This is a genomic window from Pedobacter nototheniae (assembly GCF_004335085.1).
In the GTDB taxonomy this organism is placed as follows: domain Bacteria; phylum Bacteroidota; class Bacteroidia; order Sphingobacteriales; family Sphingobacteriaceae; genus Pedobacter; species Pedobacter nototheniae.
The window spans coordinates 308,172-321,036 of sequence record NZ_RQRS01000003.1; the positions used below are offsets into that span (position 1 = coordinate 308,172).

At 34.6% G+C, this 12,865-nt stretch carries 13 protein-coding genes; 4 read left to right on the forward strand and 9 right to left on the reverse strand.

Annotation, left to right across the window (positions count from 1 at the left end):
- Nucleotides 1–654: 654 nt before the first annotated feature.
- Complete coding sequence (locus EHC72_RS04870) at nt 655–1,425, reverse strand: patatin-like phospholipase family protein (protein WP_131536541.1); 771 nt, start codon at nt 1,423–1,425, stop codon at nt 655–657.
- Nucleotides 1,426–1,512: 87 nt separating this feature from the next.
- Nucleotides 1,513–2,547, reverse strand: coding sequence for a gliding motility lipoprotein GldB (gldB, locus tag EHC72_RS04875; protein ID WP_131536542.1), 1,035 nt, complete (start codon nt 2,545–2,547; stop codon nt 1,513–1,515).
- Nucleotides 2,548–2,573: 26 nt separating this feature from the next.
- Between gldB and EHC72_RS04880 the strand changes: the two genes are divergently transcribed.
- Nucleotides 2,574–3,245 carry a porin family protein gene (locus EHC72_RS04880; RefSeq protein ID WP_131536543.1) on the forward strand — a complete coding sequence of 224 codons (672 nt, stop codon included), beginning with the start codon at nt 2,574–2,576 and terminating at the stop codon, nt 3,243–3,245.
- A gap of 51 nt (nt 3,246–3,296) precedes the next feature.
- A complete protein-coding gene (locus EHC72_RS04885) occupies nt 3,297–4,937 on the forward strand; it encodes an NAD+ synthase (protein WP_131536544.1) in 1,641 nt (546 codons plus the stop codon).
- Between the two features lie 58 nt (nt 4,938–4,995).
- On the opposite strand, the gene EHC72_RS04890 is transcribed toward EHC72_RS04885, so the two are convergent.
- On the reverse strand, nt 4,996–5,412 hold the full coding sequence (locus EHC72_RS04890; RefSeq protein WP_131536545.1) for an OsmC family protein: 417 nt from the start codon (nt 5,410–5,412) through the stop codon (nt 4,996–4,998).
- Between the two features lie 137 nt (nt 5,413–5,549).
- Between EHC72_RS04890 and EHC72_RS04895 the strand changes: the two genes are divergently transcribed.
- Nucleotides 5,550–6,131 (forward strand): DUF4136 domain-containing protein, encoded by a 582-nt coding sequence (locus EHC72_RS04895; RefSeq protein WP_165585763.1) that lies wholly within the window; start codon nt 5,550–5,552, stop codon nt 6,129–6,131.
- On the opposite strand, the gene lspA is transcribed toward EHC72_RS04895, so the two are convergent.
- From lspA to rsmI, 4 genes are all read right to left on the reverse strand, one after another.
- Nucleotides 6,128–6,649: a signal peptidase II gene (gene lspA / locus EHC72_RS04900; RefSeq protein ID WP_131536547.1), complete on the reverse strand. Its 522-nt coding sequence runs from the start codon at nt 6,647–6,649 to the stop codon at nt 6,128–6,130. The two genes, EHC72_RS04895 and lspA, sit on opposite strands and share 4 nt — an antisense overlap.
- Before the next feature lie 4 nt (nt 6,650–6,653).
- Nucleotides 6,654–8,270 (reverse strand): apolipoprotein N-acyltransferase, encoded by a 1,617-nt coding sequence (gene lnt, locus EHC72_RS04905; RefSeq protein WP_131536548.1) that lies wholly within the window; start codon nt 8,268–8,270, stop codon nt 6,654–6,656.
- Between the two features lie 99 nt (nt 8,271–8,369).
- Nucleotides 8,370–9,023: a PH domain-containing protein gene (locus tag EHC72_RS04910; protein WP_131536549.1), complete on the reverse strand. Its 654-nt coding sequence runs from the start codon at nt 9,021–9,023 to the stop codon at nt 8,370–8,372.
- Nucleotides 9,024–9,064: 41 nt separating this feature from the next.
- Nucleotides 9,065–9,775, reverse strand: coding sequence for a 16S rRNA (cytidine(1402)-2'-O)-methyltransferase (rsmI, locus tag EHC72_RS04915; protein WP_131536550.1), 711 nt, complete (start codon nt 9,773–9,775; stop codon nt 9,065–9,067).
- A gap of 115 nt (nt 9,776–9,890) precedes the next feature.
- Here rsmI and serS point away from each other — a divergent pair, with 115 nt between their 5' ends.
- On the forward strand, nt 9,891–11,162 hold the full coding sequence (serS, locus tag EHC72_RS04920) for a serine--tRNA ligase (protein ID WP_131536551.1): 1,272 nt from the start codon (nt 9,891–9,893) through the stop codon (nt 11,160–11,162).
- 115 nt (nt 11,163–11,277) lie between these two features.
- Here the strand turns inward: serS and EHC72_RS04925 are convergent, their stop codons facing one another.
- Both EHC72_RS04925 and EHC72_RS04930 read right to left on the reverse strand, forming a co-directional pair.
- On the reverse strand, nt 11,278–11,592 hold the full coding sequence (locus EHC72_RS04925; protein WP_131536552.1) for a hypothetical protein: 315 nt from the start codon (nt 11,590–11,592) through the stop codon (nt 11,278–11,280).
- A 134-nt stretch (nt 11,593–11,726) separates the two neighbouring features.
- The gene (locus tag EHC72_RS04930) at nt 11,727–12,428 is read right to left on the reverse strand and encodes an SIMPL domain-containing protein (protein WP_131536553.1); all 702 of its coding nucleotides are present in this window, start codon (nt 12,426–12,428) and stop codon (nt 11,727–11,729) included.
- Nucleotides 12,429–12,865: the final 437 nt, after the last annotated feature.

Consider the following 12,865-nt stretch of genomic DNA (forward strand, 5'->3'; position numbering starts at 1 on the left):
AGCCCCCGCGGCTAGCGGAAAAAAGAATTGCATCACATTCATAGTATTGTATTAAAACCATATAAGACATTTAAGATCATTTAAGGCTATCGTTTTTGAGAAATGAAGCAAGGGGAAAGCAATACCTCATTAAAATCATAATTATCTATTGTTGTTAAGATTGCTTCGTGCCTCGCAAAGACGGTAATGGTAGCGGCTGTACGATGATGAAAGTTAGTTTAGCGATCGCCTAACCAATTAACAAATCCAAACCACTGTTTTTTAGTTAAGCTTTCAATCGGCATGGTCAATTATTCGGGAAGTACAAGCAAAGCCTATCCACTAACTTACACAGAAAAATTGCGAGCCGGCAACTTTGCTTCTTTGGTTGCCCAAAGAAGAGAAAGCCCCCGCGGCAGCGGAAAAAAGAATTGCATCACATTCATAGTATAGTATTAAAACCATATAAGACATTTAAGGCTATCGTTTTTTGCGAAATGAAGCAAGGGGAAAGCAATACCTCATTAAAATCATAATTATCTATTGTTGTTAAGATTGCTTCGTGCCTCGCAAAGACGGTAATGGTGGCGGAAGAAAAAGATTTGTCTTGCCAAACGGGTGTCATACCTTTTTCTTAACAAAAAGATACCAAGACTCAAACGTTTTAAACCCGCTTTATTTCGTAATCAGATCCCTTATTGTTGGGTTACTTTTAATGGTCTTTAAAGCTTCTTCGTGTGCAATCCAATAAATCTCTTCCGCACGTTTCATATCAAATGTACTAATCGCTCCTAAGCCTTTAGGTTCAATCATTACATCACAAAATTTAGCCTTTCTTTCCATATCATAGTTAATGGACATTACGCCGGCACGACCTATTAAATTGGTAATTCCGGTTATTTTATCAACAGGATTTAAATGATTGCAAGAAGACCCGATAATAAAGTCGCAATCTTTTTGTAATGGCTCTACAGGGAAATTGTTTAAAATACCGCCATCAACGTACATTTGCTCATTTATCATGATGGGTTTAAAAATGCCAGGAATACAGCTTGAAGCTAATACAGCTTGAATTAATGGGCCTTTAGTGAAGTATTTTAGTTTGCCTTCACTAAAATTAACGGCAGCAATAGTTAATGGAATTTTAAGGCCTTCAATAGTATCGTGTGGGAAGTATTCCTTTAAAATTTTGGAGGTATTTTCTATGTTTATCAAGCCAAGCGAGCCAACTGACGGGCGAACAAAGCGCCATAACTTAGTTTTTAAAAAGATATTTAAGCCTTCTTCAGGATCAATGCCTGCTGCAAAAAATGCACCTGCTATTGAGCCTGCGCTGGTACCACTAATATGGCTAAAGGTAATTCCTAAATTACTGAATGCTTTTAAAACACCTAAATGTGCTATTCCTCTTATTCCTCCGCCTGATAATACAATGCCAACTTTCATTTAATATGGATGTGAGATGATAGATATTAGATTTGAGAACGATTATTTGTTACGAATATTGGATTTTTAGTGAAAGTAAAACTGAAACTATTTTTGCTTAGGCTTATATCGCGATTGATTTAAAATTTTCTGTGCGTCATTATCAGCCATCAGTTGTTGCAAAGTTACTTTTGGATTTTCTTTCATGTACTTGCGCACAATTTGCCAACCCATCCATACACCAAGTTTTGGAGCTGAATCCCGGTTTTCGCCAAGTCCTGGCGTAAAAGGTCCTTCTGACAAGAAAACCTGAATTTTTTGATAATCTGTTTGATAAAGAAAATTATTTTCTAGAAAATAAGCCCAAATATCACCCTCAAAGTTTTGTGCCCAGCCCAATTGCTTTTCGGTGTAACCAATCTTTGTAGAATCTGTTATGTTTTCTGGTAAAACCTGATCTAAAAAGTATAATATTTTACCCTGAAAAATCATCTTTGATAAAAGAGATCTGTTTTCATCAGGCTCGGTAAAAAGTTCTTCATGTGCATAAGTTTCAGCAACACGAGGAACAATATTTTCTGGAGTAAACCTTTTAGATAAATATAATGGAACACTCTCTATAATGCCTTTATAAAATTTGCTGTCTTTACCCAAAAACATATCCAATCCAATTCCTAGGTAATTATCGCCCACTGGTATTTGGTAAGAAAAGCCAGATACAAAGGAAATAAACTTTGGCAATTTGGCTTTAGGGTAATAATATTTAATGTACTTAAAGGTTTCTGTTAAGCCTGCTTCTTGTGCTTTTAAATTCGGAAAAACACTATCAACCTCTTTGGTTAAATCAGTATAGGCAGGATCTTTATAAAGCGTATTTATTATTTCCGTATTACTATATTCTGGCGTTCCAACCATGCGGTGAATATAATCATCATAAAATAAACCGTAACTTTTACTTAGAAATGCATTGGTTTGTACAACGTCCTTTTCCTTAGCTGCATACAGTTCTTTGTCAAATCGTTCTATTTTAATATCGAGATCAATTTTACTTATATCCGGGCGATTACTCTGCTTGCAGGAAATAAATATGATGGCAAAAAGAAAAAATAGATAAATTTGCCAGTGTTTTACGTTATACATCATGTACAACAAATATAAACACATAAAGCATGAAAAAAATAGGGACTTTTTTAATTTTATCGTTTTTAAGTTTGGGCGTTTGGGCTCAAAATTCACCATTAACCAATTATGGTTTTAGATTAGGATTAACCGCCACACCAACTTTTGGCTGGATAAAGCCAGATCAAGGAAAAACAAATGGTATAGCCTTGGGCTTTTCTTACGGTTTATTAGGTGATTTTAACTTTGCAGAGAATTATAGCTTTTCAACAGGCTTAACCATTACAACAATTAATGGTAAAAGTACTGAGGTTGATGTAGCGCCATATACCAATACAAAATCAACAACCAACCCAGTAGCTTACGATTTAAAATATAAGCTTACTTATTTAGAATTACCTTTAACCATTAAACTAAAAACTGTAAAAGAAGATGGAATGAGGTGGTATGGACAGTTTGGGTTATCAAATTCATTTAATATTGGCGCTAAACAAAATGCAAAATCTAGCGGTTTAGATGTTAGTAATCAAAAAATTTCTGATAACATTAAATGGTACAGGGCTGGTTTGATTATTGGTGGCGGCGGCGAATTTGACATTAAAGGCAATACAAGTTTATTAGCTGGGGTTACCTTAAACAATGGTTTTACCAATATTGTAACTGATAAAAGTAAAAGCGTTAAAAATCATTACATCGCATTAAATCTGGGTATTTTATTTTAAGCCCAACAATTAAAGAGATACCTTCATTACCATCGAAATAAATTTATACGCATGAAAATAGCATTAGCGCAACTTAATTATCACATTGGCAATTTTGAGTTAAACACCCAAAAAATAATCAGCAATATTGAAATCGCTAAAAGTAAAGGTGCCGATTTGGTTGTCTTTGCCGAACTGGCTATTTGCGGATATCCACCACGTGATTTTTTGGAGTTTGATGAATTTATCTCGCTTTGCGAAAATGCGGCTCAAGAAATTGCTAGGCATTGTATTGATATTGCCTGTATTGTAGGTTTACCCATTAGAAATGATGTTTTGCAAGGTAAGGATTTGTTTAATGCAGCTTATTTTATTGAAGATGGAAAGGTAAAAGCAATTGCTAAAAAGGCGCTTTTACCAACTTATGATGTGTTTGATGAATATCGTTATTTTGAGCCTGCTACAAGCTTTAAATGTATTGATTTTAAAGGGAAGAAAATTGCATTAACCATTTGCGAAGATCTTTGGAATATTAATGATAATCCTTTGTATGTTTCTAATCCGATGGATGAGTTAATTAAGGAACAACCCGATGTGATGATTAATATTGCTGCTTCGCCATTTTCTTATACACATGACGAAGAGCGGATTCAGGTTTTAGCAGATAATGCAAAGAAATACAAATTGCCACTTTTTTATGTAAACCAGATTGGAGCACAAACAGAAATTATTTTCGATGGTGGTTCATTGGTTTTCGATGCACAGGGCGAAAAGAAAGCCGAGATGAAATCTTTTGAAGAAGATTTGCAGGTTTTTGATTTGGAGGAAGTTGAAAATGTACGAAATAAATACCCTGAGGCTCCCCGAGCTACAGATATTGAACAAATACACGATGCCTTAATTTTAGGTATTCAGGATTACTTCAAAAAATCAGGATTTACAAAAGCTGTGCTCGGTTTATCTGGTGGTATAGATTCTGCCGTAGTTTGCGCACTGGCTTGCCGTGCATTGGGTGCCGAAAATGTTATGGCTGTTTTAATGCCTTCAAAATTTTCGTCAGATCACTCAGTACAGGATGCATTAGATTTAGTGAATAATATTGGCTGCATGCATGAAATTATACCCATTAAAGATGCTGCACAGGCTTTTGATAATATGTTAGCTCCTGCTTTTAAAGGTTTACCTTTTAATTTGACCGAAGAAAATATTCAGGCACGTATTCGCGGTACAATAGTTATGGCAATGAGCAATAAATTCGGTTATATTTTATTAAATACTTCAAACAAAAGCGAATGTGCAGTAGGTTATGGAACGTTATATGGAGATATGTGCGGTGCAATTGGTGTTATTGGGGATGTTTATAAAACCCAGGTTTTTGAACTGGCCAAATACATTAATAAAGAGAGAGAAATTATTCCAATAAATACCATAGTTAAACCACCAAGTGCCGAATTAAGACCCGATCAAAAGGATTCTGATTCATTGCCAGATTACGATGTTTTAGATAAAATTTTATTTGAACATATTGAATTGAAAAAAGGTAGTGCAACAATAATAGCTGAAGGATACGAAGAGGCTTTAGTTAAACGGATTTTAAAAATGGTAAACATTGCCGAATTTAAACGCTACCAAACTCCACCAATTTTAAGGGTTTCGCCTAAAGCATTTGGTATGGGCAGACGGATGCCTATTGTTGGGAAATATATGATTTAATTAAAAACCCTCATTAAGCTTAACTTAATGAGGGTTTTTCTTTAGTTTTTAGCCTTCGTTAAGATAAAGTTGCATCAACGGTTATTTTCGTATTTAACAACTTTGAAATAGGACAGTTTTTTTCAGCATCAGCTACTAATTCATCAAATTTTTCTTTTGATAAGCCAGGTACAGTAGCCGTTAAGGTTAAATGTGATTCTACAATTGCACCTTGTGACGGATCAAAATTAATGTCGCATTTGGTTTCTAATTTCTCGGCTGTAAAGCCTGCTTCGTCTATATTGAATGAAAGTTTCATAGTAAAGCAACCTGCATGTGCTGCGGCAACTAATTCTTCTGGGTTTGTACCCACACCTTCAGCAAAGCGAGAGTTAAAAGAATATTGTGTGTTGCTTAATGTTGTACTTTGAGTGGTTAAGTTACCTTTACCTTCTTTACCTGATCCTTGCCAAACGGCTGTTGCATTTCTTTTCATGTTTTAATTGTTTTGATGATTGATGAACAAACAAATAAAGATATTTAATGTTTGCCTATTACCTGCAACTTATTTGTTATCAGTAAATAAACTTTTTATTTCGTTTATGGTCTAATTTTTAAAGTAATTAAATGGTTATGAAAAAGATATTAATTTTATTGAGTATTACTATTGGTTTAAGTAGTTGCTCAACATATGATTATTTTTCAGTTAGTAATAAACCCGTTAATAATCAGCACTATAAAACGTATGCCTGGATTCCAGAATCACAAACAAATACAACATCGGCCTATAATAATGATATTGCTAGTGATAAAATTGTTGATGCGGCAAGCGCCGAAATGGATAAACGTGGCTTTACAATGAAAAATACCGCTCCAGATTTACTCTTGAAGTATACTGTTGATGTTAACAAACAAAATGTTACCTATAACGATCCCGTTTACTATAATCCACCAGCCAGGTTAATGCCAAGAGTGGGCTATTACAGAGGCAGACATGTATATTATTATACCTATACCGATCCGCTTCCGGTTTATGTAGGAAGCAGAGCCAGACATATGCAAATAAAAGAAGGTAGTATTGTAATTGACATTATAGAACGAAAAACATCAAAATTAATCTGGAGAGGTTGGGCGCAAGGCGAAGTAAATAATGCCGAAAAAGCAATTAATGATATTCCTATGGTAGTTGGCAATATCTTTAAAAAGCTGCCTTAGTCTGCTTCAGATTGAATTGGCTCTTGCCTAACAATTTTGCTTTTGATGGATTGGAAAAGTAATATTCCTACACCAATCATAATCGAAATATCTGCAAAATTAAAAACACCTGTTTGGAAAATTTTAAAATCCATGTGCATAAAATCGGTAACGGAACCATGCACAATACGATCGTAAAGATTGCCAATACCACCGCCAATTAAAAAGCATAAAGCTATTTGAAAGGTTTTTGGTAGGTTTTGTTTGGTAAAAAGGAAATATAAGCCATAACCTAAAAATACAATTGGTAAGCCCGATAAAATAATTAACCTAAATATATAAGGCATATTATCCCCGAGGCTTAAAAAAGCGCCGCTATTTTCTACTTTAGTTAAAGTAAAACGATCTTTGATTACACTTATATGTTCGTACTCACTAATGTTATTACGTACAATATTTTTAGAAACCTGATCGAAACCAATGTTTAAGATGAGCACAATTGCTAAAAAAATTAAACGCATAATTCGTTTTTGTTTCATGAGTTTATTTTTTTATAAACTTTCTGTAAGGAATAATTAATGCCAACAATATAGCGGCAACACTTAATAGTTTCGCAATAATATCTCCACTTTTTACATAGAAAGTAATTTCATCGTTTAGGTTAATATCGTTTTTTATGGCAGTTCTTGTCCACCATTCAGTTCTTTTTACAACATCACCACGCTGATTAATAAAGCAAGAAATACCCGTATTAGCTGATCTTGCAACATCCCGATGTGTTTCTATAGCTCTTAGTTTTGCATACATTTCATGTTGATCTTTCCCCGTTGTATTGCCCCACCAGCCATCGTTTGTAATTATAGCAATAAACTGAGCCCCATTTTTAACCGATTTCCCAATCCAATCGCCCCATAAACTTTCGTAGCAAATTACAGGTGCAGCACCAATACCACTTTGCGCATAAAAAACACTCGGTTCATCTTGCCAACCCCAACCACTAACACTGCCACCCAACTTTGCGAAAACAAAATCCAGGAAAGAAAATACTTTCGGGAAAGGCATTTTTTCCGCTCCAGGTACAAGCTTAGATTTATGATAAAACTGAACATTAGAAGAATTTTCAACCTGCATAGCAGAGTTGTAATTATCCCAATATCGGTTTCCCTGCTCATCATATTTTGCAGAAATTGTTTTTTTATCTGGGTAAAACCTTACGCTTTCAATCCCCGTAATTAAGGTTCCGTTTTTATATTTACTTATAAAATTTTGAAGATTTATGTAATCCGGGTTTGATCTGATTCGATCTTCATCTGCATAATTCGGAATGGCAGTTTCAGGCCAAATAAAATACTCCGTATTTACTTGCCCGATTGAATCCGATAGCTGCGTTAAAATTCTAATTTGCTCAGCAGCAGGAATATTTTCCAACTTTTGGTATGGATCTATATTCGGTTGAACCACCACCACATTAGACGGTGTACCTTTTTGCGTAGCGTTATAATATTTAGTTAAAGAAATTCCAATTGGGATAATGACCACCAATAACCAAATTGCAGTTGGACGATATTTTAAATATCCACTTTGTGATTTTAACTTTTTGTAAGCTTCAAAAGCAAGGATATTGCTCGCTAATATCCATAAAGAGCCGCCATAAACTCCTGTATAATCATACCATTGCGCCAATTGGTGCATCCCAGCCAATCCATTTCCTAAAGTCATCCAAGGGAACGCTAAATCCCAGGTTTGCTGTAAATATTCTAAAGCAATATAAAACGAAATTAAGCCCAGATAAGCAATTTTTTGGCTCAAATATCTCCCCAAACGGTAATATAACCAAAATGCAGATGTCATTAAAAATGCACCTAAACCATAAGGAATTAATGAAACCGGAAGCGCTACGGCAGCACCATTATAAGCCTTTACGGCATTATAAACCCAATAAGTTGATGCTGTATTCCAAACTAAGAAAGCTAAACCAGCTGTTAAAAATACCTTTTTACCAGTTTTTTTAACATTACTTTTAATAATGGCATCCAACGCAATAAATAAAGGTACCAGTCCAATTAATAATAATGGTGTGGTAAATGGCATCGGTGGCCAGGCTAGCCAAAGTAAAAATGCACTAAGTGAAGCCAGAAGATAGGTTTGTTTGGATTTCATTTTTGAATGCTAATGCAATATTGTTGTCCTGAGCTTGTCGAAGTGCAGATTAATATTGGCATTTCGACAAGCCCATGTGACAAATAGAGTGGGTGAGGCTTACAAACTATCTAAAATATCAGCTTTTTTAGCTTCATATTCATCCTGAGTAATCAGGTGTTTATCGTACAAAGTTTTAAGCTTACGTAATTTTAATGTAGTTTCATCTTCAGGCTCTTCTACAACTTCTGCAATTTGGATTACAGGTTGCTCAGGCTCTGGCAATGCTTCTACAGCAGGAATTTCTGTAATTGGTTGTGCATTAAAACTTATTGGAGATGCTGTTGCACGATTTTCCTCTAGCTTTTGTTGACGAAGAAGTTCTTTATATTCTTCTAACTGTTGGTTTGCCGCCTGATGTAATTTTCTGGCTTGTGTTTTTGGAATAAACTCCGTTACAATATTTTCGCCATGCTGCGGAACACAAATAAATTTAGAGCCAAAAAATTCTTCTTTAAAAGAAACTTCTTTAACACTTTTCCAAGAAATATCTTTAAAATTCATGGTTAAACCCAGGTTTCCAGGCTCGCAGTAAAAAATTCTTTTGTTGGTAATCGCAATGCTATCTGGTAATAAGTTTACAGCAGGTTTTTTTTGCACCGCTAAGTATAAAATTTCTTCGCCAGTGGTTAAAAGATCATTTAATTTTCCAATAACTTTTTCAACCGCTTTTGGGTCTTGTTCGTCACTTAAAAATCTATCTATGCTAATCATATTTCTTTTTTAAATTAATATATTTTTTATGTCTGCCGATTTTATTCGGCGTCTTCATATTTATTTTTTGTTTTTCCAGCAGGTTTTCCTGCAATGCAAATTACAAATTCTCCTTTTAAAGTATTGTTTTCAAAATGTGATTTTATTTCTGCGAGTGTTCCTCTCACAGTTTCCTCAAACATTTTGGTTAATTCTCTACTAACAGATGCCTGCCTATCTGCACCCAAATATTGTGCAAATTCTTCGAGAGTTTTTAATAAACGGTGCGGACTTTCATAAAGTATAATGGTTCGATCTTCTTCCGTAAGCTTTTTAAATTTTGTTTGCCTGCCCTTTTTAACGGGTAAAAAACCTTCAAAAACAAAGGCATCGGCTGGCAAACCCGAGTTTACTAAGGCAGGTACAAATGCGGTGGCGCCCGGAAGGCACTCTACAGCAATATCATTTTTTATTGCTTCGCGTACAAGGAAGAAACCAGGATCGGATATTGCAGGCGTCCCTGCATCAGAAATTAAAGCGATTTTTTGGCCCTCATTTAAAAATTTGATAATCTCAGAGGTTGCCTTATGTTCATTATGCTGGTGATGCGCAAAAACCTTTTTATCGATACCGAAATGTTTAAGCATTGGCGCACTGGTACGAGTATCTTCAGCCAAAATTAAATCGCATTCTTTTAAAATCCGAATTGCCCTAAAGGTCATGTCCTCTAGGTTTCCTATCGGTGTAGGTACAAGAAAGAGTTTGCCGTCCATATTTTTTATTTTCGTCATTACGAGAAGGAACGACGAAGCAATCTTTTTCGAGAGAGATTGCCGCACTGCGTTCGCAATGACGACTTAATTATTATCTTTGTTAAAAATTAAAATAATGCTGCAAGTTAACTATATCCGCGAAAATAGAGAGAAAGTTTTAGAACGTTTAAGTATACGTAATTTTAAACAACCAGAATTGGTAGATGAAATCATCAAAATTGATGAGGATCGTCGCCAAACTCAAACTTCGCTTGATAATATTTCTGCAGAAGCAAATGCAGCTGCCAAGCAAGTTGGAGATTTAATGCGTTCTGGTAAAAAAGAAGAAGCTGAAGTAATTAAAGCACAAACAACTTCTCATAAGGAAAACATTAAAAATCTTTCTGAAAAATTAGCAGAACTGGAAGCTAGTCAGTTTAGCCTGATTGTACAATTGCCTAATTTACCTGGTGAGTTGGTTAAGCAAGGATCAACAGCAGAAGAAAACGAAACTGTTTTTACTTTTGGTGAACCAGCGAAATTACCTGGAAAAGCTTTGCCTCATTGGGAATTGGCAGCTAAATATGATATTATTGATTTTGAACTTGGTGTTAAAATTACTGGCGCAGGTTTTCCTGTTTATAAAGGCAAGGGTGCAAGATTACAACGTGCTTTAATTAATTTCTTTTTAGATCATGCAGTTGATGCTGGTTATAAGGAAATGCAGGTTCCACACTTGGTTAATGCTGCTTCTGGCTTTGGAACAGGACAATTGCCAGATAAAGAAGGACAAATGTACCACTCAACCGTTGATGATTTATATTTAATTCCAACGGCTGAAGTTCCGGTTACGAATTTATATCGTGATGTAATTTTAAAAGAAGAAGATCTTCCTATCAAAAATACGGCTTATACACCTTGTTTCCGTAGAGAAGCTGGATCTTATGGTGCACATGTGCGTGGATTAAATCGTTTACACCAATTTGATAAGGTAGAACTTGTTCAAATTACACATCCAGATAAATCTTACGAAACGTTAGAGCAAATGAGCGAATACGTTCAATCTTTGTTAAAAGAACTAGGTTTGCATTACCGCGTTTTGCGTTTATGCGGTGGTGATATGGGCTTTACTTCTGCCATGACTTACGATATGGAAGTGTGGAGTGCTGCGCAAGAACGTTGGTTGGAGGTATCATCTGTTTCAAATTTTGAAACCTATCAAAGTAACAGACTAAAACTACGTTTTAAAGGTGCATCTGGTAAAACTCAGCTGGCGCATTCTTTAAATGGAAGTGCATTGGCTTTACCGCGTATTGTTGCCTCTATTTTAGAAAATTACCAAACAGAGAATGGAATTAAAATTCCTGAAGCTCTTGTAAAATATACAGGTTTCGATATTATTGATTAATCATACCTGAGCATAAACCCTGAAAAAAATAGGGAAATGGTATAAAAAAAGCTTCGCAAAATTAATTGCGAAGCTTTTTTTATATAGATAGATGTGATGTTTTTCTGAAAATAGATTATAGGATCAAAATAAGTAATAAAATGATGATGATAATTGCACCAACTGAAAGATAAACACCACCAGAGATTGCACGAGCTTGGTTTTTCATCTCTTTTAACTCTTTGCGTAAAGCTTTACGCTCAGCTCTGGTTAAATTAGATTTATCCATTTCTCTAATCTCTTCAACACGACTTTTGATTTTCTCCAATTGAACTGTTTGCTCAGCAGTTAATTCTGTTGGGTTTTTTGCTGGTTTATCAGCAGCTTGTGCAGCGTTAAAACTTAGTCCTAAGCTGAAAATTAAAGCTAAAGTGTAAACAAATTTTTTCATAATATTTAAAATTTTAGTGTTCTGATGATTTCATAACAAAAAACCTACCAAAATGTTGTGGTAGGTTTTAAAATAATAGATAAAAAATGTTTGTCGATTCTGAAAGAGATCAGAATAATGTATTAAACAGTGTTTTATTTAATCTCGAATACTGCGTTTACAGTAAAGTTTAACTTAATCTTTTTGAAATCAATTTCAGGTGCAGATTCTGCCCCTCCATCAGCCATTGCCGATTTCATCATGTAGTTTCTGTAAACCGGTTGGATTACGTTATCACCACCATCCTGAATTTCGATTACACTTCCTAATTTATCACCAAGTGCTTCAACCATGTAAGCTGCTTTTTCTTTAGCTGATAATAAAGCTTTAATTTTTAAATCCTTTTTCAAGCTTTCAATTTTAGAATAATCGTAGCTTTCAATATTTGTGTTTGAAATGCCCTTTGGATCAATAGAAGCAATAATATCATTAAACCTATTTAAATCACTTACTTTTAAACGGTATTGTTTACTCGCTAAAAAGTCTGGATTCTTTTTCTTTTCAGTTTCGTAGTTCCAACTGTTTAAGTTGCTAACGGTTAAGTTTTCTTTAGCAATACCTGCTTTTTGTACTGCGGTGTACAATTGATTTTCTAGTGTTGTAATTTCAACTTTTTTCTTGCTGTTACCATCCTTCAAATATTCTTTAAGCGAAATGCTGATGTAAATAATATCTGGAGTAACCTCAGTTTCGGCAGAGCCGCTAACATTAATTTTTCTACGTAAATCTACTTGTTGTGCCATGGCTGTTGTTAAGCCGAAAAATGCAATTGATGCAATTATTAATAACTTTTTCATATAATTATTTTCTTTGTGTGTTTCCTTAATGATGTAAAAACCATACCAATTCCACACTGAGGGTATATATTTTGTTTGTTTTATTTGTAAGGTAATGATTTTGAGCTTAATAATTTAAACAACGTTTATAGTTGCTCAAATGTTTTCTTATTAACACAGAATCTCAGGTTTTTAAATAAGCTGATCATTTCCTTATGGTGTGTGTGCCTAAAATAACAGGTTGAGGCGATAGAAATGGCTTGTAATAATGATGTTTTACGAATGCAGGTGCCATCGATTACATGAAGTTTATAAGGTTAATTAAGGCGTGTGACCGTTCCTAAAATAGCTTGACAGTTTTGGTGATTAATTACTAAGGTTTTTTACACCTGTTTATTTGATTTACTGGTACAATATAATATTTAATTTTTATTACTTCCAACAACTCTTTATACTAG

Excerpts from the sequence above, each read along its gene's own strand:
- EHC72_RS04870 (WP_131536541.1), bottom strand. The coding sequence starts at position 1,425 with ATGAAAGTTGGCATTGTATTATCAGGCGGAGGAATAAGAGGAATAGCA.
- gldB (WP_131536542.1), bottom strand. The coding sequence starts at position 2,547 with ATGATGTATAACGTAAAACACTGGCAAATTTATCTATTTTTTCTTTTT.
- EHC72_RS04880 (WP_131536543.1), top strand. The coding sequence starts at position 2,574 with ATGAAAAAAATAGGGACTTTTTTAATTTTATCGTTTTTAAGTTTGGGC.
- EHC72_RS04885 (WP_131536544.1), top strand. The coding sequence starts at position 3,297 with ATGAAAATAGCATTAGCGCAACTTAATTATCACATTGGCAATTTTGAG.
- EHC72_RS04890 (WP_131536545.1), bottom strand. The coding sequence starts at position 5,412 with ATGAAAAGAAATGCAACAGCCGTTTGGCAAGGATCAGGTAAAGAAGGT.
- EHC72_RS04895 (WP_165585763.1), top strand. The coding sequence starts at position 5,550 with ATGAAAAAGATATTAATTTTATTGAGTATTACTATTGGTTTAAGTAGT.
- lspA (WP_131536547.1), bottom strand. The coding sequence starts at position 6,649 with ATGAAACAAAAACGAATTATGCGTTTAATTTTTTTAGCAATTGTGCTC.
- lnt (WP_131536548.1), bottom strand. The coding sequence starts at position 8,270 with ATGAAATCCAAACAAACCTATCTTCTGGCTTCACTTAGTGCATTTTTA.
- EHC72_RS04910 (WP_131536549.1), bottom strand. The coding sequence starts at position 9,023 with ATGATTAGCATAGATAGATTTTTAAGTGACGAACAAGACCCAAAAGCG.
- rsmI (WP_131536550.1), bottom strand. The coding sequence starts at position 9,775 with ATGGACGGCAAACTCTTTCTTGTACCTACACCGATAGGAAACCTAGAG.
- serS (WP_131536551.1), top strand. The coding sequence starts at position 9,891 with ATGCTGCAAGTTAACTATATCCGCGAAAATAGAGAGAAAGTTTTAGAA.
- EHC72_RS04925 (WP_131536552.1), bottom strand. The coding sequence starts at position 11,592 with ATGAAAAAATTTGTTTACACTTTAGCTTTAATTTTCAGCTTAGGACTA.
- EHC72_RS04930 (WP_131536553.1), bottom strand. The coding sequence starts at position 12,428 with ATGAAAAAGTTATTAATAATTGCATCAATTGCATTTTTCGGCTTAACA.